Source organism: Streptomyces avermitilis MA-4680 = NBRC 14893, assembly GCF_000009765.2.
GTDB classification, from domain to species: Bacteria; Actinomycetota; Actinomycetes; order Streptomycetales; family Streptomycetaceae; genus Streptomyces; species Streptomyces avermitilis.
Genome location: NC_003155.5, coordinates 292,451 through 315,345 on the forward strand (window position 1 = coordinate 292,451; position 22,895 = coordinate 315,345).

21 protein-coding genes and 1 pseudogene are annotated in these 22,895 nt (G+C 68.1%); 11 read left to right on the plus strand and 11 right to left on the minus strand.

What is annotated here, in order from left to right; translation table 11 throughout:
• Nucleotides 1-517: 517 nt before the first annotated feature.
• Nucleotides 518-1,300, minus strand: a pseudogene (locus SAVERM_RS01700) (MMPL family transporter); the annotation flags it as partial.
• Between the two features lie 140 nt (nt 1,301-1,440).
• On the opposite strand from SAVERM_RS01700, the gene SAVERM_RS01705 reads away from it, so the two are divergent.
• The 5 genes from SAVERM_RS01705 to SAVERM_RS01725 all read left to right on the plus strand — a co-directional run bounded on the left by SAVERM_RS01705 (nt 1,441) and on the right by SAVERM_RS01725 (nt 7,422).
• Nucleotides 1,441-2,160, plus strand: coding sequence for an ABC transporter ATP-binding protein (locus SAVERM_RS01705; protein WP_202497609.1), 720 nt, complete (start codon nt 1,441-1,443; stop codon nt 2,158-2,160).
• 301 nt (nt 2,161-2,461) lie between these two features.
• The gene (locus SAVERM_RS01710; protein WP_010981689.1) at nt 2,462-2,794 is read left to right on the plus strand and encodes an NUDIX domain-containing protein; all 333 of its coding nucleotides are present in this window, start codon (nt 2,462-2,464) and stop codon (nt 2,792-2,794) included.
• A 556-nt stretch (nt 2,795-3,350) separates the two neighbouring features.
• Nucleotides 3,351-4,526, plus strand: coding sequence for an IS5 family transposase (locus SAVERM_RS46025; protein ID WP_422640783.1), 1,176 nt, complete (start codon nt 3,351-3,353; stop codon nt 4,524-4,526).
• A gap of 110 nt (nt 4,527-4,636) precedes the next feature.
• Nucleotides 4,637-5,986 (plus strand): M1 family metallopeptidase, encoded by a 1,350-nt coding sequence (locus SAVERM_RS01720; RefSeq protein ID WP_237528690.1) that lies wholly within the window; start codon nt 4,637-4,639, stop codon nt 5,984-5,986.
• Between the two features lie 227 nt (nt 5,987-6,213).
• Complete coding sequence (locus SAVERM_RS01725; protein WP_010981692.1) at nt 6,214-7,422, plus strand: ISAs1 family transposase; 1,209 nt, start codon at nt 6,214-6,216, stop codon at nt 7,420-7,422.
• Here the strand turns inward: SAVERM_RS01725 and SAVERM_RS45700 are convergent, their stop codons facing one another.
• The 5 genes from SAVERM_RS45700 to SAVERM_RS40975 all read right to left on the minus strand — a co-directional run bounded on the left by SAVERM_RS45700 (nt 7,423) and on the right by SAVERM_RS40975 (nt 10,790).
• Nucleotides 7,423-8,019: an ATP-binding cassette domain-containing protein gene (locus SAVERM_RS45700; RefSeq protein WP_010981693.1), complete on the minus strand. Its 597-nt coding sequence runs from the start codon at nt 8,017-8,019 to the stop codon at nt 7,423-7,425.
• A complete protein-coding gene (locus SAVERM_RS01735) occupies nt 8,016-8,435 on the minus strand; it encodes a lasso peptide biosynthesis B2 protein (protein ID WP_037652994.1) in 420 nt (139 codons plus the stop codon). Before SAVERM_RS01735 ends, SAVERM_RS45700 begins: the two co-directional genes overlap by 4 nt.
• Complete coding sequence (locus SAVERM_RS01740; RefSeq protein ID WP_010981694.1) at nt 8,432-8,695, minus strand: lasso peptide biosynthesis PqqD family chaperone; 264 nt, start codon at nt 8,693-8,695, stop codon at nt 8,432-8,434. Before SAVERM_RS01740 ends, SAVERM_RS01735 begins: the two co-directional genes overlap by 4 nt.
• On the minus strand, nt 8,692-10,404 hold the full coding sequence (locus tag SAVERM_RS01745; protein ID WP_197586351.1) for an asparagine synthase-related protein: 1,713 nt from the start codon (nt 10,402-10,404) through the stop codon (nt 8,692-8,694). Before SAVERM_RS01745 ends, SAVERM_RS01740 begins: the two co-directional genes overlap by 4 nt.
• A 266-nt stretch (nt 10,405-10,670) precedes the next feature.
• Entirely contained in the window at nt 10,671-10,790 is a 120-nt protein-coding gene (locus tag SAVERM_RS40975) for a lasso RiPP family leader peptide-containing protein (RefSeq protein WP_107082961.1), read from the minus strand.
• A 451-nt stretch (nt 10,791-11,241) separates the two neighbouring features.
• Here SAVERM_RS40975 and SAVERM_RS01750 point away from each other — a divergent pair, with 451 nt between their 5' ends.
• From SAVERM_RS01750 to SAVERM_RS01760, 3 genes are all read left to right on the plus strand, one after another.
• The gene (locus SAVERM_RS01750) at nt 11,242-11,622 is read left to right on the plus strand and encodes a DUF4158 domain-containing protein (protein ID WP_037653002.1); all 381 of its coding nucleotides are present in this window, start codon (nt 11,242-11,244) and stop codon (nt 11,620-11,622) included.
• Nucleotides 11,623-11,713: 91 nt separating this feature from the next.
• A complete protein-coding gene (locus SAVERM_RS42575) occupies nt 11,714-11,884 on the plus strand; it encodes a hypothetical protein (protein ID WP_154696707.1) in 171 nt (56 codons plus the stop codon).
• 207 nt (nt 11,885-12,091) lie between these two features.
• Entirely contained in the window at nt 12,092-12,550 is a 459-nt protein-coding gene (locus tag SAVERM_RS01760) for a hypothetical protein (RefSeq protein WP_159029063.1), read from the plus strand.
• A gap of 48 nt (nt 12,551-12,598) precedes the next feature.
• Here the strand turns inward: SAVERM_RS01760 and SAVERM_RS42580 are convergent, their stop codons facing one another.
• The 3 genes from SAVERM_RS42580 to SAVERM_RS39200 form a co-directional block, all read right to left on the minus strand.
• Nucleotides 12,599-12,754 carry a hypothetical protein gene (locus SAVERM_RS42580; RefSeq protein WP_154696708.1) on the minus strand — a complete coding sequence of 52 codons (156 nt, stop codon included), beginning with the start codon at nt 12,752-12,754 and terminating at the stop codon, nt 12,599-12,601.
• Nucleotides 12,755-12,860: 106 nt separating this feature from the next.
• Nucleotides 12,861-14,459, minus strand: coding sequence for an ISL3 family transposase (locus SAVERM_RS01765; RefSeq protein ID WP_042494152.1), 1,599 nt, complete (start codon nt 14,457-14,459; stop codon nt 12,861-12,863).
• A 182-nt stretch (nt 14,460-14,641) separates the two neighbouring features.
• Nucleotides 14,642-16,852 (minus strand): pentapeptide repeat-containing protein, encoded by a 2,211-nt coding sequence (locus SAVERM_RS39200; protein ID WP_010981700.1) that lies wholly within the window; start codon nt 16,850-16,852, stop codon nt 14,642-14,644.
• 344 nt (nt 16,853-17,196) lie between these two features.
• On the opposite strand from SAVERM_RS39200, the gene SAVERM_RS01775 reads away from it, so the two are divergent.
• From SAVERM_RS01775 to SAVERM_RS01785, 3 genes are all read left to right on the plus strand, one after another.
• Entirely contained in the window at nt 17,197-17,757 is a 561-nt protein-coding gene (locus SAVERM_RS01775; protein WP_037652569.1) for a CYTH domain-containing protein, read from the plus strand.
• A 439-nt stretch (nt 17,758-18,196) separates the two neighbouring features.
• Complete coding sequence (locus SAVERM_RS40980; protein WP_037652547.1) at nt 18,197-18,397, plus strand: hypothetical protein; 201 nt, start codon at nt 18,197-18,199, stop codon at nt 18,395-18,397.
• Between the two features lie 482 nt (nt 18,398-18,879).
• A complete protein-coding gene (locus tag SAVERM_RS01785; RefSeq protein ID WP_010981703.1) occupies nt 18,880-19,230 on the plus strand; it encodes a hypothetical protein in 351 nt (116 codons plus the stop codon).
• Between the two features lie 349 nt (nt 19,231-19,579).
• Here the strand turns inward: SAVERM_RS01785 and SAVERM_RS01790 are convergent, their stop codons facing one another.
• Together SAVERM_RS01790 and SAVERM_RS01795 are read right to left on the minus strand one after the other, a co-directional pair.
• Nucleotides 19,580-20,101, minus strand: coding sequence for a hypothetical protein (locus SAVERM_RS01790; protein ID WP_037652549.1), 522 nt, complete (start codon nt 20,099-20,101; stop codon nt 19,580-19,582).
• Nucleotides 20,102-20,138: 37 nt separating this feature from the next.
• A complete protein-coding gene (locus tag SAVERM_RS01795; RefSeq protein ID WP_037652552.1) occupies nt 20,139-22,382 on the minus strand; it encodes a hypothetical protein in 2,244 nt (747 codons plus the stop codon).
• Nucleotides 22,383-22,895 lie beyond the last annotated feature (513 nt).

A 22,895-nucleotide genomic window follows, 5' to 3' on the forward strand; every position in this document is an offset into this window, starting at 1 on the left:
CGCGTGCGGTGTACTGGACAGCAGCAGGTTCCCCAGTGCCGGCTTAGACATTGTGCCGACAGACCGCTACGCAGACGGTGGCCAGCCACGGCCATGCTGCCGTCACCTGGATGAGGGTGCCGTTCGGGCCGCCCACCGTCCTGACTGCCAGCTCGGCTCCCGCGATCCGGAAGCAGCGGACGTCGGTGACGTCAACGCGGCCCCGGCATGCCCTTCGGCCCCGAAATCGCCATCGACGCAAGCGCACCACCTCTGGACCGGCTGGTCGCTTTCACCGGCCGCGACCCCGCTTGGGCGCCCCCCGTCAGCTGCGCTGATGAGCGCCTGCGGCGTCGTCCTCGCTTGACGGACCGGCGGGGCGGGCGGCAGCTGCCGCCCGCCCCGCCGGAGCCGCCCGCCCTGGATCATCCGCACGCCGAGAACGGCCGGGGGCGCTGCCTCGTCAGCAGGCTCGCGGCCCGCTGAGCGGTGTCGCCCCAGCCGGACTCCGCGCAGGGCAGGACGCTGTGGGCCGGGGTCAACCCCGTGAGACTGCGGGTTCGGGCTCGGCAGCGGACTCGGGCGCGCTTTCGCTGAGGCCGAACCGGCCGTGGAATCTGCGCAGGAAGCCGGGCGCGTACCAGGCCGAGTCGCCGAGCAGGCGCATCGCGGCGGGAACGAGCACACCACGGATGGCGACAGCGTCGATCAGGATCGCCAGTCCGCTGCCGAGACCGAACATCTGCATGAAACTGAGCTTGGCCGTACCGAAGGCGAAGAAGCTCACCGCGAGCAGGCAGGCGGCGGCGGTGACGATGCGCCCGGTGTGCCCGAGGCCGTTGGTGACGGCGGACTCGGTGTCCTCGCCCGGGGCGTGGAGTTCCTTGATCCGGCTGGTGACGAACACCTCGTAGTCCATCGAGAGACCGAAGACGATGCAGAACATCAGCACGGTCATCGACATCTCCATCGGCTGCGCCGTGAAGCCGAGCAGGGAGGAGAGATGGCCGTCCTGGAAGATCCGGGTCATGATGCCGAGCGTCGCCACCAGGGTGATCGCGTTCAGGGCCAGGGCGCGCAGCGGCTGCACCACGCTGCCGGTGAAGAGGAAGAGCAGGACGAAGGTGGTCACAACCACCAGGCCGATGGCGAGCGGGATCTGGCCGCTGATGGAGTGCTTGGCGTCGACCAGTTCGGCGTCGATGCCGCCCACCAGCGGGTGGGTGCCGGGGGGCGGGGTGAGCGCCCGTACGTCGCCGACCAGGCTCTGCGCCGCGTCGGACTTCGGCGTCAAGGAGCTGACGACGCTCGACCCTGTTCCTGGACGACTGGACCGTCTTCCTGCGCACCGCCCACGGCCTCCGGACGCACCGCGGCACGACCCTGGCCCCGGCGAAGGGTCCCACCGCCATCAGCGCCCGCAACGTCACCTACACCTACCCCGGTACCGCCGTACCCGCGCTGGCCGGGGTCGATCTCGAACTCAAGAGGGGCGAAGTCGTTGCCCTGGTCGGCGAGAACGGCTCCGGAAAGACCACCCTGGCCCACCTCCTGACCGGCCTGTACCTGCCCGACCACGGCACCGTGGAATGGGACCAGGTCGACCTCGCCACCGCCGACCCCCAGAGTGTGTGGAAGTCCGTCGCCATGGTCCCGCAGGACTACACCCGGTGGCCGCTGACCTGCCGCGAGAACATCACCCTCGGCATGCCCAGCGACGAAGGTGACGCCGCCGTACTCCGAGCAGCCGAGGAAGCGGGGGCGATGGCCGTCGTCGCGCACCTTCCCGACGGCCTGGACACCTCGCTAGCCCGCTCCTGGTGGGGCGGCCACGACCTCTCCGGAGGACAGTGGCAACGCATCGCCCTCGCCAGGGCCTTCCACAAGGACGCCCCCGTACTGATCCTCGACGAGCCGACCTCGGCTCTGGACGCCCGCATTGAGCACCAAGTGTTCTCCCGGCTGCGGGAGTTGTCTGCGGGCCGCACCGCGCTGTTCATCACACACCGTCTTGCCAACGCCCGCGTCGCCGACAAAGTCATCGTCCTGGAGAAGGGCGCGGTCGCGGAGAGCGGTACGTACGACGAACTCCTCCGGATCGACGGGCTCTTCGCCGAACTCCACCGGATGCAGGAAGGGGCGGAGAGGGACATCCCGACGCCGCGCACGACACGGATCTGATCCTTCCGCGCGACGCCGGGCAAGGTCCAGCCCGAGTCGGCGGCCTACCTGATGGACGGAGGCGTCGCCGTGCTGCTCTCGACAACAGCGCCTACACCCCATCGGACGTAGCGCGCCGAATCGCCGACGCCATCCCGGCTCTGCCGCTAGCGTCGGTCCCCTCCCCCGCCCCTTCGACCCCCAAGGAACATGAGCGGACAACCGGCAACACCCGTCATCGACATCCACGTCATCCTCCGCGACGGTGACAAGATCCTCTTCTCCCAGCGCGGCGGCCCGTAACGGCTACGGCCGGTGGCACATGCCTTCCGGCAAGCTCGACCAGGGCGATCCCCTGCCCGCCGGTGCTGCCCGCGAACTGTTCGAAGAGACCGGAATCACCGTCGCCCCGGGCCACCTCCGGCTCGTCCACGTCGTGCACCATCGCCAAGACGACGAGGTGGAACGGATCGGCTTCTTCTTCGAAGCCACGGACTGGCAGGGAGAACCCGTCAACCGGGAGCCGGACAAGTGCCTCGCCTTGACCTGGTTCACCGTGCACGAACTGCCCGACGGCATCATCGAGTACCCGCAGGCCGGACTGCGCGGATATCTCGACGAGACCGGTCCCCTCGTCGCACACAACTGGGAGTAGGAGACTCACCTTCAGCCTGACGTGATGTCCAGTGGTTCCCGCGTAGGCGGGGGGCCGCTGCCTGCACCCGAGCCGAGGCGGTCGCCCCGGGCAGCCAGCCGCCGTATCGCCTCGATCTCGCGCGCGGCCACCGGGGGCCCTCCCGGATTCGGGAGGGCCTCCATCCGGTGCCGTCTCAACCCGCCAGTGGACCAGCGGCACTCGACGGGGCGTCCCTGTTCGGCACCGCCCTGGTCGTCTCAGATCAGCCGCAAAAAAATCTTGGTTGTCGTGTCAAGAATCTGAGAAGCTGTTGCTTTATCGATCTTGGTGGGCGTGAGTTCGAGGTCGTCGACTCGGTCGGGTGATCTCGTGGCTGGCCGGGCATGAAAGCGGGGCCTCCCGCACAGCTCGTGGGTGTCGAATCCAACCGAGCAACAGGAGGCCCCTGGTGCTGCAGTCTTCCGTGCCAGCGTCGATGTCGTCCAACTCGGCGTCTCTGTCGTGTGATTGTCTCGCTCACCGGTTCGGGAACGCTGGGGACCGGCCGTACAGGCGACCGAAGTATCCGTCGGACATGAGCGACGCGGAGTGGGCCGTCGTACGTGACGCGATGCCGGTTCCCGGCTGGCTCGAGGGCCGCGGCGGGCAACCGGAGAGCTATTGCCACCGGCAGATGGTCGACGCGGTGCGCTATCTGGTCGCGGGCGGCATCACCTGGCGGGCGATGCCGGCGGACTTCCCCGCGTGGGACCGCGTTTATGCCTTCTTCCGGCGCTGGCGGGACAAGGGCCTGACCGCCGAGTTCCACGACCGGCTGCGTGACCGGGTCCGCCAGGCCGCGGGCCGGGATCTGGAGCCGACGGCGGGCATCATCGACGCGCAGTCGGTGAAGGCAGCCGCATCGGTGCCGGCCGTGACCAGGGGATTCGACGGCGGGAAGAAGGTCAACGGCCGTAAACGGCACATCGTGGTGGACACCCTCGGACTGCTGCTGGCCGTTATGGTGACCGCGGCCTCGGTCACCGACCGGGACGCGGGACAGACACTCCTGGCCCGGCTGCGCGAACGGCACTGGCGCGTCACGCGGGTGTGGGCCGACGGAGGCTACACCGGGCGCCTGGTCGACTTCGCCCGCGACGCCTGGCGGATCGCGCTGACCGTGGTCAGACGCAGCGACGACACCAGCGGTTTCACCGTGCTGCCGAAGAGGTGGCTGGTGGAGCGCACGTTCGCGTGGCTGATGCACTCACGCCGGCTGGCCCGCGACTACGAGACGCGCACCGACACCTCGGAGGCAGTGATCAAGTGGGCGATGAGCACAGTCATGAGGCGCAGCAGGCGCTCGCGCAGCGTTCTCCTCCTGGCCGGCGGCGCGTTCGCGCCCGGCGAGCCAACTTCCGACGGCTGTATCCAGCGCGTCGCCGTCGATGCGTTGGAGGACACGACGCACGGTGGCCTCGGCCGGGGCGACGGGGCCGCGGTCCGGCTCCCGGCATGGGCCACCGAGCCGGGCCAGGACGTTGGGCGGGGCGTCGGCGGCCCACTCCGCGATCGCGGCCAGGGACTTCGCTCCGGCCAGGACCGCGCACGCGGCCAGGGAGAGGACGAAGGCGAATGGGTTGAACCGGGATCCTTACTGTGCGCCAACGTACAGCGAACATCCCCTGCGTACCCTGGCATTTTCGCCGCCCAAGCGGAGCCGACCTCCCCTCTTCGCGCGGGCCTGTGTCGGCCGTGGGGAACCCTGTGACAAGATCCGCTGGCATGTCATCTGTCATGTCGTCCGCCATGCCTTCGTTGCCTTCGTCGCCCACGGGTCCCTCAAGAACCGGTCGCCGTCTGCTGGTCGCCCTGCTCGCGATGCTCGCGACAGCAGGCTCCACCGTGGCCGAGGCCGGCACGCCGTCCGGCCCGGCGCCCGGCGCCGCGGTGAGAGCGGCCGAACCCGCGACGCCTGACCGCCCCAGCTACGACGTGAAGCTGCGCGCCGATGGCGACGGCTCCCACTGGGCGGGCCGGCAGACGGTGTCCTTCCGCAACGCCTCCAGCCGGCCCCTGCGTGAGGTGTACATACGCCTGTGGGGCAATGGCGAGGACGGCTGCGGGACATCCGGAAGACCGTCCCCCGTCCGCGTCTCCCACGTGCGCGGCGGCACTCCGGGCCGCCCCGGCGTGAAGTGCACGGCGCTGCGCATCGCTCTGCCGAGGCCGCTCGCACGCGGTGAGCGGACGGCCGTCTCCTTCGACGTGGCCCTCACCGTGCCCGCACGCAACAACCGCTTCGGCCGCGAAGGCGCGTTCCGCTTCCTGGGCAACGCGCTGCCGGTCCTCGCCGTGCACGACGCGAGGGGGTGGCACCTCGATCCGTATGTGTCGTACGGCGAGAGCTTCTACACCCTGGCGAGCGACTTCCGGGTGCGCCTCGACCACCCGTCCGCCCTCAAGGTCCCGGCGACCGGCAGCACATGGACCCGCCCCGGCGGTACCGGGCGTACGGTCACCCACAGCGTCGCCAAGCGGGTGCGGGACTTCGCATGGGCGGCGGGCCCGTTCCGCACCGCGACCCAGACCTCGCCCGACGGCGTGCGCGTGAAGTCGTATTGGTCGCCGAACACGCCCGCCGCTGGTGTCCGCCTCAACCGCAAGGACGGCGTCGCCGCCATCGACCGGTTCGGCAGGGAGTTCGGCCGCTATCCGTACGGCGAGATAGACCTCGTGATGACCCCCGGGTTCGCCGGCGGCATGGAGTACCCCGGCCTGGTCATCCTTGGCACCGAGGAGGAGGGCGGCGCCACCGTCCATGAGATCGCCCACCAGTGGTGGTACGGCGTCGTGGGCAACGACGAGTACAACTCACCCTGGCTGGACGAGAGTTTCGCTCAGTACGCCAACGCGCGCTACTACCGCTGGGACGGGTTCGAGTGCTCGCCGGACGACTCCTGGCCGAGCGCCACCGCCGCGCTCACCAACTCGATGGCCTACTGGTCTACACACCGTGGCGAGTACTTCCAGGTCGTGTACGGGATCGGCCCCTGCGTCCTGGCCGACCTGGAGCACGTCCTCGGGGCCGGCACCATGGCGCGCCTCATCAAGAAGTACGCCCACGACCACTGGTACGGCGTCTCCACCACCGTCGACTTCAAGAAGGCCGCACAGTCGATGACGCACAGGGACCTCGGCCCCTTCTGGCGGAAGCACCGCATCCGCTGAAGTCGCACTCCGCTCGCGGGTGACGGGCGTACCCCGGCGGCGCCACGATGACGGTGACCGACGGGGTAGGCGGGCAGGGCGGCGTCGTTCCGGCGGTGCATCCGGGTTGATGGGGCTTCAGGAGCTGGGGCAGGACTGCGGAGTGGTCGGCGGGGGCTGACGCGGAGGCAGGCACGACTTCCGGTGATCATGAGGTGTCGAGTCCCTGATCACCACGACGGAAGACCGTGCCTGCCCGCTCATCCTCGCTCATCGCGCGCTCTCTGGGCCAACTCGCCGGCACCGCGCCGACCGTCCCCGATGACCTCCCCGGCCTGCTGACCTGCCTGGCTCAGGTGCCCGATCCCCGCCGGGACCAGGGCCGACGCCACCCGCTCGCCTTCGTCCTCTCCCTGGCCGCGTGCGCGGTCCTGGCCGGAGCGAAGTCCCTGGCCGCGATCGCGGAGTGGGCCGCCGACGCCCCGCCCAACGTCCTGGCCCGGCTCGGTGGCCCATGCCGGGAGCCGGACCGCGGCCCCGTCGCCCCGGCCGAGGCCACCGTGCGTCGTGTCCTCCAACGCATCGACGGCGACGCGCTGGATACAGCCGTCGGAAGTTGGCTCGCCGGGCGCGAACGCGCCGCCGGCCAGGAGGAGAACGACAGCGACCGGCGGCCCCTGCCCTCCCTCGCCGTGGACGGCAAGACCGTGCGCGGTGCCCGCCGCACCGACGGCACCCAGGTCCATCTGCTAGCCGCGATGACGGGGACCGGCCTGGTCACCGCCCAGCGCGAGGTGGACGCCACGACCAACGAGATCACCGTCTTCCAGCCCCTGCTTGCCCCGCTCAACCTGCACGGCACGGTGGTCACCTTCGATGCCCTCCACTCGCAGACCGCCCACGCGCGCTTCCTCGTCGAGGACAAGCACGCCCACTACATCGCGCTGATCAAGGGCAATCAGCCCACCCTGCACCAGTGGCTGAAGGCCCTGCCATGGCGGGAAGTGCCACTCCTGGACAAGACGCGGGCCACCGCGCACGGCCGCGACGAGATCCGCCGGATCAAGGCCGCCGCCGTCGCCGGGATCGCGTTCCCACACGCGGTGCAGGCCGTCCAGATCGAGCGCCGCCGACGGATCGTCACCACCGGCAAGGTCACCCTTGAACGCATCTACGGGGTGACCGACCTGACCGCGGAGCAGGCCGACGCAACCGAGATCGCCCGCCGCGTCCGCGGCCACTGGGGCATCGAGAACAAGATCCACCACGTCAGGGACACCACGTACGCCGAGGACGCCTCCCGCGTACGCACCGGCACCGCTCCACGTGCAATGGCATCCCTGCGCAACCTGGCCATCGGCGCTCTCCGACTCGCCAACCAGACGAACATCGCCGCTGGACTCCGGCACCACACCCGCGACGCCAACCGTCCACTGATCACCCTCGGCATCATGTGATCAACCAGGACACATCACCTGAACGACGCGGCCCTGGGCATCGACCGCATCGAGATCCATCACGATGCCGCCAACCCTGCCAGCGGGGCCGTCGCCCGCCGCTTGGGATTCGCTGAGGTTGAGCGCATACGAGCAACTGACGGGCACGTCGCTCCTGGCGAAGTGGGAATCGATGTCATTTGGCGTATGACGGCAGACCAATGGAAGGCAAGGACAGCCGAGCACGCTCAACAAGCGAGCTGAGTAGAGGTAAATGCCATAGAGATCGGCGTACAGACGCAGGTTCTCCTGGGCAGTCAGGTCATCGTCGGTAGTGGATTCCTGGAAGACGACACCGATTTGGCGGCGCACGTCGTGAGGGGAGCGGGTGATGTCGGCGCCAGCGACCTGGGCGTGGCCGGTGGTGGGGCGCAGGGTGGTGCACAGCATCCCGATGGTGGTCGACTTGCCGGCGCCATTGGGGCCGAGGAAGGCAAAGAGTTCGCCCTGGGCGACGGTGAGGTCCAGGCCTTGGACGGCTTCGACATCTCCGTAGGTGCGGCGCAGGCCCCGGGTAACGATTGTCCCAGGGGGTGAAGTGGGGTCGGCCGGGGTCATCGGCGGGCCGGGACGGACATCACCAGGTGGAAGTCGGTGACGGCGTCAGGGTCCTCGCCGACCGCGTCACCGTCCACGGCGACCCAGGCGTGCGCGGCGAAGGGTCGAGTGGTCACGCCAGTGCACCATTGTGGCCAGGTGCCGCCCAGGCGGCACAGTAGCGCAGTGGCGATGGAACGCTCCAGGCAGCGAGGCCCGGCGATGGTGACGCTGACGGACACCACGGCGTTGCGGGCTTGCAGCGCCTGGGGCAGATCGGCCGGACGAGCGCCCCGGCTCGCGAGTTCGAGGACCTGACGCAGGCGTCGCGGCGATACGCGCGCCAGCAGTCGGGCGGCGGTCACGGTGACTAGGGCGGCGGGGCGCTGGTTCCACGGAATGGCGGTGGACGGTTCGAGAGTCAGCTGGCCGCTCATGACGCGGCCACCTTGGCGGTGCGCAGGGCGTGCAGCAGGTTGTCGACGTCCTGCTCGACCTGGGCGGTTCCGGCGTCGGGGAAACGTTGACACAGGCTGGCAACGACGCCTTGGGGGGACGTACCGTCAAGCAGGGCGCGCAGGGCCAGGGCGCCCGTGCCGTTGAGCAGCCAGTAGCGGCCGGTGCGTTCGTCGAGCAAGACCGTACCGTGCTCGGTGTCGGTGACAGACACTTCAGGTGCCAGGGCAAAGTTCATCATATTTCCTTGACGGTTCGAGGGGAGGGAACGGGCACGGCGGTGGCCCGGGCGGTGTCAGCCGGGGACAGGGTGCGCAGCCACAATTCGCAGGCGAGGGTGGAGTCCAGGGGCATCAGGGGCCGGGTGTCGGCGTGCAGGCCGCGCAGGACGGTGCGCAGGACGTCGGCGTCGACGAAGCCCATGCGGACCAGATGGGAGTCGTCCATGAGCTTGAGGAGCTCGCCGCGCCGACGGCGCAGTCCCGCGTAGAGCTCGGCGCTGGCGTCGCCCTTGGTCGTGCGGCTGAGCAGGCCGGCGGGGACGATGCTGCGCAGGGCCGTGCCGAGCATGGGCTTGAACTGGCCCAGGGCCACCCGGTCCTCCAGCCGTACCGCCAGAATGGCCTCCAGGACCCGGTCGTCGGTGAAGGGTGCGTGGAAAGTGACGCCGGTATGGGCGCCGATATGGGAGTTGCGGCGGGTGGCATTGCCGTTGATGCGGGTGAGCCGGATCATCTCGTGCTGGACGGGCAGGGTGGCCAGCGGCTGAGGTGTGGCTGCGAGGGCGGCGAGGAGTTGACGCCGGACGGTCGCCGCGGCGTGCGGGGTGGCCCAGGGCGGGAGTTTCGGCAGTGGCTCCCAGTCTGCTCCGGCTCCCCAATCGTGCCTGTCGGCAGGGAAGTTGCTGCAGGCGGCCAGCCACTGCGTGTATGAGGGTGCAGAGGCGAGGGTACGGGCGGTTGTAGTCAGGGGCCAGCGGCGCATGGAGCGCAGGGCGCGCAAGTGTGGCAGGGCGGCGAGAGGATGCCGTCGGACGAGGGCGTGCAGAGCCATCGGGCTAGGGTGGAAGAGCTCGTCACCGCCAATGCCTTGGAGGTGACGTCGCGAGCCGTGCGCTGCGGCAAGCCGGGCCAAGTGCTCGGTGGTCGCGCGGGACCGTACGAACGTCAGGGGGCCTTCTCGGTCATGGACGGCGTGGGCGAGAGGCGCGTACCAGTCCGGGGCTTGACCGGGGCCGACCAGAAGGTGCCGGGCGCCCGGCAAAGCGGCCTCGGCCTGGCGGGCCCAGTACCGATCGTCGCTGGACCGGCCCAGCGCCTGGTAGTGGACCGTCACCAGGTGGGCGTCGTGGCGGTCGGCGTCGGCCAGGAAGCACAGGCTGGTGGAGTCCAGGCCGCCGGACAGGTCGGCACTCACGACCTCCTGGCCCGCGGTACAGGTCGCCACCGCCTCGGCCAGCGCCTGTCGGATCATGTCGCCGTTGCCCAGGGGGCGGTCCGGATCCGGCGCAGTCCACCATTGGCGGGTACGCCCCGTGCCGTCCCTGCCGATCTCAAGGCAGTGCCCGGTCGGGGGTGAGCACACGCCACGCCACAGGCTCCGCTCGCTCAGAGGCCACGGCGGCCCGAAGGGCGAGAGCAGTGCCAGTGCCACCTGATCCTCGTCGATGTCGGCCCCGATCCGGTCGGCCAGTGCCTGGGGGCGGTCGGCGGCCAGGGTCACTCCGGCGACCGTGGCGTAGTAGATCTGACACGCCGCTGAGAGCGTGCCCTGGACGCGCACCTCTCCGTTTACCGACGCCACGAGGTGGAAGCTTCCAGCGGCTGTTGCGGCTAGGCCGTCGAGGTCGCGGACCGACCGGACGTCGCGCAGCCGCCGGGTGAGGACGTCTGCGTCCGCGGTGGTGCGGCCGAGCAGAGCCACGCGATGCGGGCCCACAGCGGTGACCATGACGTCCTCTTCGTTCCAGCAGCCCACAATCCACGGTCGCCCCGAGTGGTGCTCAATCACGTGCGTCGGTGGCGGTCCGGCAGTTGGCATGAGCGCCAGGGCCGCAGCGCCGGCCGGGTGGTCGGGAAGTACCAAGAATTCCATGCCGGTCCCTTCCACAAGGGTGAGTAAGAGGTGGGGAAGACGCACGGCTGGCACGGATCGTCTCCGTGCCAGCCGCCGCTCAGGAGTGTTTAGAGCAGGTGCTCAGCTCCGCCGAAGGCGGATCAGAACCACCAGCCGCCGAGGAAATCCACCCAGAAGCCGCGGTAGGTGGCGCGGGTGACGTCGGCGAAGTCACCGATCTCAGTGAGTATGGGCGTCTCGTACGAGGTCTCTGCGGTCATGGAAGGTCAACTCCTTGAGTTGGATACTGCGAACAGTTGGGTGTTCCCCGAGCCAGCACGACAGTGCTGGCTGGGTGTGGGGGGATCTTGATTCGCGTGGCCCGATGCACCGCTCCGGGCAAGCGCCATGGAGCAGCCGGTGAGGAGACTCACTCGGTCGGCCGGGCACAACAGAGCCTGCGGGAGGGGACCGGACAGAGCAACAGCAGAGCCATGTCCCGGACAGCTCCGCTGCTGTCCTACCTGGTCAGATCCTTGTCCGGGTTCTTGTCCCGGTCCGGAGGCGAGACAAGACTGGGCGCTGACGCCTTGTCGGTGAGCTTGCACTGGTTGTCCACGGCACCCAGTAGTGGCCTATCTCAGCGCCGTACTGACCCGATGCCACATCAGTGATCACGTGACTTAAGGTGAGCGCCGTCACAGGGCAACAGAGATGGGGAGGGCGGGGCCGGTGGCGTTCTTGACCGACGAACAGCGCCGTAACTACGGCACGTTCAACCAGGTGCCCGACGACGGGCAGCTCGCCGGCTACTTCCTGCTGGACCGCGACGCCCGGCGGCGGGCGATGACCTGCCGGGGCGCGAGGTCACAGCTCGGCTACGCCGTCCAGCTCGGCACCGTGCGGTTCCTGGGCACCTTCCTGGACAACCCCGAGGACGCGCCCGCCGAAGTCGTCGCCTACGTCGCCGAGCAACTCGGCCACCCGGGATCGGTGCTCGCCGGGTACGGCGCCGAGCGCACCCGCTGGGACCACCAGATCGCCATCAAGGACGCCTACGGCTATCGGGATCTGAAGGGCGACGCCTGGTGGAAGCTCCGGGACGGTGACTGACCTCCACTCCTTCGGGTGAGGCGCCCTGGCGGTGCTGGGGCAGGGTCAGTACGTTCCCCTGGACTTGATGATCGAGGGGGAGAGCCAACGGATGAGCGAGCGCGACGCGTTACGGGGGCTGCGGGCCTTGATGTGGGTGGTGATCGCCATCGAGGTCCCGGTGTACCTGGTGTGGCTGGTCGAGGTCAGCTACCTGACCGGGCAGCAGCTGCCCCGCGGCACCGAAGAAGAAGACGGGAAGCCCCGGGCCGACACCGACTGATGCCGACGGGCAACAGGCCCGTACGGGTTGTGCGTCAGGTACGCAACGAGTCGGACGCCGGGCTGGTGCACGATCAGCCTGCGGGGATGGACAAGTTGATCGAGTTGGCCAGCACGCTCGTATCGGGGGCGTTCATCGACCAACCGCTCCCGCAACCGCCAGGAGCAGCAGGCCGAGATCGGTGCGCTGCGGGTGCAGGCCGACGCGATGGCGGTGGCAGTGATGGAACTGCAGGGCGCGGCCGCCGCCAACCGTCTGCTGTGGGAGGGGCCGGCCGAGCGGGGCCGGACGTTCCTGCTGACGCTGCTCGCCTTCGCGGGTGGCGCCGCCCGGGCCCGCATCGCCGGCGGCACGGATGTGCAGAGCGGGCTGGTGGGCTTCGGGCAGGCGGCTGAGTTGCTGAGCCGGGAACGGGTGGCCAGCAAGCAGACCGTGGCCGCCGTGCGGGAGCCGCTCGCTCAAGCCGCCACCGCCGCCGCCCCGCTCATGCGCTGCTCCGCCCCGGCCGTCGTCGCTGCCACCGAGCAGCTGCTGAACGCCCTGGCAGACGTGGAGAACACCGCGCGCCTGGAGGCTGCCCTGGAGGCCTTCGGCCGGGCCGTCAACGTGGCCACCCCACCGCGGCTGTCCTGGTGGGCGCGGCGGCGCGCCGTCTCGTCAGGATGATGGCCGGCCCCTGGCTGCCCATGCTGAGGCTGCGGGCCCGCAGCCTAGTCAGCGGCGGGTCTCCCACCACAGGATCAGCAGCGTCACGGCGCCGCTGCCCAGCTTGTAGGCCATGCCCTGAAGGAAGTGGTGATGGACACTGTGTCCACCGCTTCCGCGCCATTTCCGCAGGCGAATGTGAATGGACGACAGCCATCTGTCCACGGGGCGTGGATGCTTGTCTCGTGAATTCACGCTAGGCTCCGTACTGGTGTTAGTTGCTCTCGGCGACGCCTGAATTCTGGCTCAGTCAAGATTTCCGTGAAGCCGATCAGTGAGCCGTCTGGTTCGTAACTCTGTGTTGTCGGCGGTCGGCGGCGACGAGAAGGACGCGCTTGCGGAGCAGGGGGAGTCCGGCTCGGCCTGCCATCTGCCGCTTGAGCAGCTTGATGTCCGTGACTCTGCCCTCGACGCAGCCCGAGCTCCATTCCGTGCTCAGTCCGAGGATGACGGCGTCGAGGTCGGCCAGCAGGCCATCGGCGAAGCCGCGCAGGCCGTGGTGCTCGTCGGCGCGGGCGGTGGCGATCCATTCGGGCAGTCGGCTCGCGCTGCGGATGGCCATCATCGCGGCGAAGGACCGGACATGTCCGGTGGCCGCTTCGAGTTCGGGGCAGCGGGCCAGGATGGCCTTGAGTTTCTGCTGGTCGTCGTCGTTCATGCGGTCGGGGTTCCGGGTGATCCAGCCGGTCACCTTGCGGACCCCGGGCGGCCGCGCTGGGGGCGGACGGTCGCCCGACGTTCGGCGGAAGCGCCGGAGGTAGTCGCGGACGACGGAGTAGGACCCCGTGAAGCCGCGCTCACGGAGTTCGGCGTGGAGCTTGGCACCGCTGGTGTGGCCCTCGTGCCACCGCTGGTGCAGATAGGACTTGTAGGGGTCCAGAGTGCTGGGGAGGTTCTGCCAGCGGCCGGTGGCCAGTTCCTCCCAGGTGACGGCGCGGGCATAGCGGCGGACGGTGTTGCGGGACAGCTCCAGGCGGCGGGCGACGGCCCGGATGGTGAGGCCCTGGCCGAGGAGATCGTGCACGGCGGCGTGGTGCCGCCGGGCCCGCTCGGCCAGCCGGCCTGCGTGGGAGAGCGGCGGGTGCAGGACTTCAGGGGGTGACTCCGAGGCGAGGGCGGGTTCACGAAGGCAGGAACTGTGCTTGCTGACCAGGGACTTCACGGTCTCGGCGAGGTTGTGCCAGAGGTGCCAGAGATCTGCGACCTGGACGGCATCTGGGGCCCCGGTGCGGGCACCGTCTGCGAAGGCGCCGCCCCGGTCACGGCAGATGATCTCCACTCCGGGGTGGTCGGTCAGCCACGCTGCGAACGTCGCCGACTCCCGGTCGGGCAGCAGGTCGATGGGAGCATGGGTCTCGCAGTCGACCAGCACGGTGCCGTACTTGTGGCCTTTGCGGGTGGCGAACTCATCGACCCCTAGCACCCGGGGCGTCTCGGCGTACGGATCGGGCAGGGCCATGACCAGGGCCAGCAGGGTAGTGCGGCTGACAGGCACCGGCAGCCGGGCCGCGAGGCGCTCTCCGGCCCGGCCGGCCAGGGCCACCGCGATCGCGCTCAACAAGCACCGCAGCTGCGGCGTCCGACGCCCATACCGCACGGTCAGCCCGTCGACCTGCTCGGCAAAGGTCACCCGTGCACATCTCTGGTCGTCGCAGAACAGGCGGCGGACGGTCAGCTCGATGGACACCTGACGGCCGCCGACCGCACCGTCGGCGAGACGGCGCTGGTATCCGCTGTGCCGTCGCACCGAGGGCGTTGCGCAGTCCGGGCACGGCACCGGAACCGACTCCACGGTTCTTGCCACAATGTGCAACACCCCACCCTCGGGGCTCACTTCTTCCACCAGCACCCCTTCGAGGTGCGGAAACATGGTCTTCAGCAGCTCCCCACACTCGGCGAGTATCACGCGGCCTGTGACGGAGCGTCACCGGCGCACAGGCGCACGATCGGCTTCACGGAAATCTTGACTGAGCCTGAATTCTGGCGTCGCCGAGAGCTTCAGTGTCTTGTTGCTGCGGCGCCTTGTCGGGTCCCTGGCGTGTGAACTGCGGATCAGCGTTTGACGCGGTTACGGACGGCCAGGACCGCCAGGCCCAGGAGGACGGGTTCGGTCACGCGGGACGCCATTTCGATGTAGGTGCCAGCAGTGGTCAGGTCCTGTCCGGAGGAGCGAAAGACCACCGAGTTGAGCGTGCCGGTCAGTGCCTTCTCGAAGCGCTCGCTGGTGAACCTGTCCCCGGTGGGGTTTTGGGGATCAGCCTTGTCGATCTCGAGAGTGACCTTGCCATCGCCGGGGGGCACGGTGCCGGTCGCTACCTGCTTCGGAGAGTCCTTCGGGAGCCCGAAGCCCATCAGCAGCACGATGGTGACGAGCATGGCTGCGGCGAGCCAGCCCAAGGCCCGGGAGGCGCGCAGGCCGTAGCCGGACAGCAGCCAGTAGCCGTGCAGCAGGCCGCGTTCGGTGCGGGTGCTGCCGGTGCGGTCGTGGCGGCGCATCTCCATCTCACCGTAGTAGAAGTCCGCCGCCCCCGGCTCGTTCCTGCTGTCCTCAAACGCCTTGCGCAGCGCCCGGTACACCGGCGCCAACTGTGCCGGTCCGGCGTGTACGGCGCCGGCCACTGCCGCGTTCCAGCCCGGCACTGGTGTCGGCTGGCTTGCACGCCAAAAGCCTTCTTCGGCGAGGGCGCGTCGCTGGGTGAACCGAAGGGGGCGCCAGCGCCGCCAGTGCGTGCGGCGCGGGACGCTGGCGAAAGAGCAGGTGCCCTCCAGCCGGATCTGGTCCAGATGCACGGTGCCGGTGAACAGGCATCCTGACAGGTCGACGTCGGAGAGGACCAGATGGGCCGCGTCTACCCCCCGCAGCGAAGCTATGCGAACTTCGATGTCGGGCGCGTCGATAAGGCTCTGTTCTGCCACTGGTCGTCCGTTGTGGAGCACGAAGGGGTCGGCCTCCGCGGCGATCGTCAGGGGGTACTCGAAGACCGCATGGGCGAAGTCCACCGTGGCATAGCGCAGGCGCAGCTCGGCCGTTGACGACCAACGCGTCCGTCGGCACTCCAGGCAGCGCGTGGCGAACGACAGGGTCACCGGGCATCCGAACACCGCCCCGGACAACTTCACCCGCCCGGCACACACCAACGGCCCGAGACTGGCCGACCGCTCGAAACCCACCTGCTCGAAGCAGGCGTCGCACTCGAAGGTTGCCGACACGAAGGTGGCGTCCCCCTGGAAGATCGATGACTCGAACTTAGCGTCGCGCTCGAAGGTCACTCCCAGGAAGTTAGCGTTGCTTTGGAGAGTCGCTGACACGAAGCTGGTGTCACCGCGGAAGGTCGCCTCGACGAACCGGGCGTCGCCGAAGAAGGTAGCCCTGTCGAATCGGGTGTGGTCAGAGAAGGTCGCCGCCTCCAAGTCAGTGTCGCTTTGGAATGTCGCTGACACGAAGCTGGCGTCGCCACGGAAAATCGCCGACCTGAACCAGGCGTCGCCATGAAAGGTCACCAACCAGAAGCTGGCGATGCCCCGGAATCTCGCCAACCCGAACCGAGCGTTGCGCTCGAAGGCCGCCAACCCGAACCGAGCGTCGCCTCGGAAGTCCGCACCCCCGAAAACGGCGTCGCCCTGGAAGGTGGCCGACTCGAACTTAACGTCGCCTTGGAAGGCTGCCCACCCGAGGCTGGCGGCGCTTTGGAAGGTCGCTGACACGAAGCTGGCGTCGCCTTCGAAAGTAGCCGACACGAAGCTGGCGTCGCCTTCGAAAGTAGCCGACACGAAGCTGGCGTCGCCCTCGAAGCGGGCCGACCCAAACCCGGCGTCGCCCTCGAAGCGGGCCGACCCAAACCCGGCGTCGCCCTCGAAGGTTGCCAACCTGAACCCGGCGTTGCCTTGGAAGGTCGCCGACCCGAAGTCGGCCCATTTCTGAAAGGTCGCCGACCTGAATCCTACGTCGCGCTGGAAGGTCGCCGACCTGAACCGGGCGACACCGAGGCGGGGGTCGCCGGTGTCGGGATCGCGGAGGGCATCGAGGAGGGCATCGAGCAGGTCTTGGCTGAAGGAAGTACCGCGGTGGTCGACGTTGTTGCCGGGGCTCAGGCCGGCCAGGTAGGCGTCGCGGTCGGCATCGGAAAGGTGGGCGAGGCATGCAGTGTGGCCGGATACGCGGATCCCGCGGCAGCCGGCGGGGTCCTCCGGTGTGGTGCCGTGGCCGCACTGCGGCCACGACGGCGGGGTGCTAGACGGTGGTGTGGGTGTAGCGGGCGTCATGTTCCTAGGACGTACCGGGGCCGTCGGACAGTTGCCGAATCCGGCCGCAGCTGTCCGTTCTCATCGAGGTTCGCTGACCGAAGGTCTCTGAGCTGGGAGTTGTCATCTTGGGGTGACACGGTTCCGCCCGCTGGAGTGTCACGTGCTCTGCGGAATGATCAGCAGAGCACGAGTGTGTCATCGAGCATGGTGAGGGGCGGATCGCTGAGCTGTGGTTCGTCATCTTCGCCGATACTGGCCTCGGGCTCTTCTCACTGGACTTGGCAGTATCCGGAAGGGCGCGAGATCGGGGTCTGTGGTCTTGATGTGGCCGCGCAGGGAGAAGCAGCTGAGAAGCTGTGCTCATGATGGACAAGGCCGGTGGAGTTCAAGGTCAGTCGGTTTGCCCGGGGAAGTATGCACGCGTTGAGCGTGAGAGACGGTTCCTGCTGGCTGAACCTCCGAAGCCGTCGACGGTAACGGTCACCCGTGTGATCGCCGACCGTTATCTGGTGGGAACACGTCTGCGGCTTCGACGTGCAGATTTCTCAGACGGCCGCTGCGAACGCAAACTCACTCAGAAAGTGCCGGTCTCTCGTCCCGGCGGTGTTCAGGGCCTGATCACTAACACCTACTTGTCCCCGACGGAGTACGACCTGCTCGCGTCGCTGCCTGCCGCGGTGCTGTCCAAGACGCGTTTCAGCGTGCCTCCCTTGGGCGTCGACGTCTTCGACGGTCCCCTGCAGGGTCTGGTCCTGGCTGAGGCCGAGTTCACCACCGACGAGGAGACCCAGTCCTTCATTCCCCCTTCAGAGTGCGTGGCAGAGGTGACGGACGACGCCCGCTTCACTGGGGGACGGCTTGTCGAGACCTCTCGCCAAGAGCTGCTCGGGTGGCTGGCTGAGTACGGGCTCCGCCCGCAGTGACATCAAAGACGGCGCTCTCTCCGCCCGCCACAAGCCCCAACGACACGAGCAGCAGTCTAACGGGGCCGACTACCGGTCCTCGGAGCTCCTTGACCTGGCAGGCCAAGGTCACGGGGCCACCTATCAGTCTTCGCGGGATTGATCCCGAGTCTGCGTGCGGCTTCCTGGCGGAAGTCTTGATCAGCAGGCCAGTGCGGTGAGGTGAGCAAAGCCGTGAGCTTGACGGTCTCGGGGTAGATTGCGAGTTCTATCCGGGGCTGGGAGGGGCGACGGGGGTCTCGTCTCCGTAGGGGTCCTCGCCGAGCTGGTCGATGCGTTTGTTCCAGCGTTGTCGCAGAGCTGACGGCTTTCCGTCCTGGAACCAGTCCCGGAGGCAGTCGCGGGCAACGGCGTACTCCCGAGCGAGGATGGAGGCTCGGGTTCGACGGACAAGACGGCAATGTCGGCGGTTGGCCTGTTGCAGTTCGGGCAGGGCGTGAAGGCGATACTGCTCGTCGCCGAGGAGCCAACGCTGGTGCCGCAGACAGACGGCTTCATGGGGCGGGATGGTGCGGACCACGAGCCCGTGAAAGCCTCGTCGGGCCATGCACCGGCGGCAAGCCGGACGCCGGAGCACTTCGACGGCCTGGCCGCTCAGTGACTGCAGACGGTTCTCGGCCGGTTCGCCGATCACGGCGAGGGCTGGGATCGCGTGAGACAACTCGGCAGCCGTTCGCCCCGTCAGGGCGGAGAGCCGGCAGAGGGTCTCGGGTGTCCAGCGACCGGGGCGGTTGTCGTCGCGGCGGTGATGCCGGTTATGCCCGAGCAGGATGGGCCGGAACTGGACCGGCAGGCGGTTGGCGTCGGCGAGCCGGTTGAGATAAGAGCAGCCACTTGACTCCCTCAGCCGCAACACGACATGAGGCAACTCAGCGTATGTCCACAGAACATCGGTACGCCGCCTACATCGGACCGCGCACCGGCCGCCGCCTCGCCGTCACCTCCTACCCGTACCCGGCGGCCGACCAAGGGGGTGCGGCCGCATGAACGCCACCGCCCGCACCGCAGCCGGCCTGGGCTTCGAGGGCATCGAGCTGGTCATCAATTGGGGATTGGGGGTCGACTCCCGCGTACTTGGTGAAGATGCTGGAGGACCCGGCCGCTCACGGAGTCGACCTGGACTGCACCATGGTGCTGCACGAGCTCACCGGGGACGAGTGGCCGGCCACCCGCGCCCACGCCGAGGAGTTCGTGCTGCCGCACCTTCGCGAGCACCGTGTCCGGCTCGTTCAAGTCGCCCGGGCCAGCCGCTCGTTGGAGATCACGGTCATAGACGACTCCCGCCAGCCGCAGCGGATCGTCGAGCGGGGGCCCTGGGCACTGTGGGATGAGTACGAGTCGGGCGGCACCGTTCCCCAGCAGGGCGGTATTCGGCTCTGCAGCCTGCATGCCAAGGGCAACTGGCGGATGCCCTTGTCACCGACTACCTGCTGAGGAACACCGCGCCCGCACGCTGTCCAATGACGCAAGCACCGACGGCGGTCTCGACGGAGGGCGTGATCACTCCTCCGTGCGCCGAAGGAGTGGTCTCCAAACTGCTGGGTCGCACGGCTCAGGCGATGGCCGTGGCCAGGAGCGTGAGTCTCGCGGGAGCCACCCCCATGTCGAACCGTGTACTGGGAGGACACGCAGAGCTGATGACTCCTAAACAAGCGAACCTGAACTCCCGCCAACCCCTTCTGGCCAGCTGATCAGCACCTCCCCCACAACGGGGGAGCCTCAACCGTGATGACGCTGGGCTGCGCCCCGCACCAGATCGCTGGTGGTTGGGGCGAAGCGGCGTCTAGCCCTCGTACTTGAGGGGTTTCCCGAGGCGGACGATGGTCGAGCAGTCCAGTTGCTGCTGGAACTCCGTGGAACCCTGCCGGTACCAGTAGCTGCAGCCGGACAGATTGTCGTGGATCGGGCCGGTGACCTTGACCCGTGCCACGTAGTACACGTGGCTGCCCGTTTTCGCTTTCACCGTCATGGGATGGCCGGCGTAGTTGCGAGCCTTGAACAGGTCGCCCACGCTGCCCTTGCCGTCGGTGCGTGCGAACAGGACATTGCCGTCGGTGTCGTCGCCGTTGAAGGCCCGGTACTCGATGACCTTCAGACCCTTGGGGACGTGGGTGAACTTCGCCCGCGTGATCTGGATGTCTTTGCCGGACTCGTTCCAGGGGAGCGGCAGTCCGGCCCAGTACTCCTCGCCGACCTGGGCGTGTTCGTAGCCGACGTCACCGGCGGACTGCATGCCGCCGTTGAGGGCGTCTCCTTCGGGGATGCCGGTGTTCTGGCCGCCGGTCAGCGTGTAGGCGGCGGCCACGGCGAGAAGGAGGGCGACGAACAGGCCAAGGGTTCGTCTAGTTGGAGTAGAAGACGCCAGGCTTGTCGTGAACCGGCCCATTCTTCCCCCAGATCAGGTGTGTCGCGTTCCTACGGGTACCGGCTATGATCTTCTGCTTGTGGTTGGTGTCGTAGCCGGTGGTGACGCCGAGTCCGACGCCCATGAAGTTGACGGCGTTGCCGAACTTGGCACTCTTCTTCCTGGTCAGCTGGAAGTACGTGCCGTTGTCGACCTTGGCGTGGTAGCTCTTCGGGGCCCTGCCGTAGTTGCCGGAGCCGTCCTTGGCCGACACGTCCTTGCCGATCTTGCCGACGGAGCCGCCCGAGGGGACCTTGTAGCGGCCGGGCTCGATCGTGTACCAGGTGGCACGCACGGTGCCGGAGCAGATCCTCTGCTTCTTGTACTTGTTGTACTCGATCGGCACCTGGTACTGGTGGGCGTAGTAGGAGCCCTTGTTGGGGTAGCCCGTCGAGACGCCGGTCTCCGACGAGATTTGCATGCTGCCACCGAGCTTCCAGTCGCCGTTGCTGTTGACGGCGGTGTCGATGGCGCTGTTCATGGTGTCGTCGTAGTCGAACGAGGCCTTCGAGTCCCAGTTCGCGTGTGCTTCACCGACCACCGTGTACTTGATCTTGCTGGTCTGCTTGTACTTCACCGTGTCGCACGATCCGGACGCGTGCGGGGTGACCGTCTCGGCGCTGATGTCCTTGCCGCCCACAAGATACGGGTTGTAGCTGGCGGCCAGGGTGCTGTGGTCGCTCTGCCACATCGGCGTCATCTCGCCCGTCGCCTGCGGGTCGGCTTTGGTCTGGGCAGCGAAGGTCTGCTTCTCCTGGTCGGCGGTGGGCTCCTTTGCGGCGGTGTCGTCCACGGTGTCCGGGATCAGGGGCACGGTGTGATTGTCGTTGATCGCCTCTGCGGCCCGGGCGGAAGCGTCGGTCCCGGCGGCGAGGGCGGTCTTGGACTGCTCGGGTACGGCGGTCAGCGTGTCCGCGCCGAGTACCTGTACACCCGAGGAGGTGGTGGCCGTGGTGGTGGCGTTCAGGTTGAGCGCGCCGCCGTTGTCGTCCATGGCTTGCTTCACGTTCGCCGGCAGCGTCGAGGGCAGGGTCAGCGTCCATGCGCCGTCGGATGCTGTAGTCGCCTTACCGAGGAGGGGCTCTGTCCCCCCGGTGGCGGTGTCACTGCCCGTGTCGACGTCCGAGGCAGTGACCATGACCGTCAGCCCTGACGCCGGCTGCCCGCTGCCGAGGGTGAACCTGCCGGTGATCGTGTTCGACGGCGTCGACGGTGCCGTGTCCGAGGACTCCTGCGCGGTGGGGACGTCGGTGTCGGCGACGGGCGGGGTGCCGAAGTAGGGGACCGTGTCCTGGTCCGGGTCGGTCAGGCAGGGACCTGCATCCGCCATGACGTCGCCGAGGATGCCCGAGCGTACGTCGCTGTCCGCACTCGTCCATGGGCCGGTGGTGAAGGACCGGATCTGCCCGGTGGTGTCCGGATCGCTGGTGACCGACTGGGTGCTGATGGCGTTCGGGCCGGGTGCCCATGCCTGGGCAGCGTCAACACCGGTGGCGATACTGGTCGCTGCCTCTAGCCTGATGCCGGGGCCGGGGGGCAGGTTGGCGGGGCCCGGGGGCAGCGACGTGACAGCGGCCTGCTGGATCGTACCGTCCTTCAGCCACTGCACCGCGGAATTGATCATCCACGCGTCGTCGGCGTCGGCGATCGCACTCGTGACGGACGACTTTGCGCCGTCCATGACCTTCGTGATCGTGCCGTCGCCGCTGTCCGGGCTGGACTGCTTGTAGACGTCCATCGTGCCGTCGGAGGCGATCACCAGGATCCAGTGGCCATTGGCCAGGATCTGCTTCGCCGACGACCAGTTGAAGCTGTAGGTCTTGACCGGGGTGAGCAGGGAACCGCCGGTGGCAGTGTTGTCCTTGTACGACTTCACCTGGCCACCGCCCGTGGCCTCGTAGATGATGCCGTTGCCGCCGCCGGTGAAGACCTTGCTGGTCATCGGCAGGCTCGCCGTGTACAGCGTGTCCAGCAAGTCAGTGTCGGGGCTCTTCGGTCCCCACTCCATGTACTTGTGCAGAACTCGCTTGCTGGCGGCGTTGCTGCTGGTGGCGGGCTCAAAGACGTACGTCGACACGGAGTAGGTAGTGCAGCTGACATCCGCAGCGGATGCCGGGTGGCCCGGAGTCAGGGCCTGCGGGGCGACGGTCAGGCCGGTGGCGAGCACGATCGTGCTCAGCACCTGTATGGCCGTGGTCGTGCCGCGCCCCCTCGAAACAGAAGACATTGGTTCCCCCAATGTGCAGGCGAGCTTTGGTCGGTGCTCGCGTCGCCGAACATCAAACCATCACCGAACGCCCAGTTCAGCGGCACAATCGGGAGATTCAGTTCCGCTTCTTCTGGTTGCATGTCCGCATTTGGATCTTGTGTATCCGATATGAGAACGCCGATTCTTGAGCTTGCTCTGAGCTTCCCCGGCACGGACTTTGCGAGATCAACACGCACATCATGCGGTTTACTTACCGAGCAGTTACCGATCGGTAATGAGCGCGGCTCGGCTTCGACCTGTAGGCCACCGAACAGCCGCACGCGGGAACCAGGCCCCGGCGACTACTGCCGCCGACCGGCTTCGGATGATCGACAGCGGGGGCGCCAGTGTCGGCGGTTCCTCACCCTCGCGATCACGAGTCCCCATGGGGAAGGCGGTTTTCTTTCGGGAGAACGATGTTCGCCAGTGCGCCCTTGGAGGCCCTGG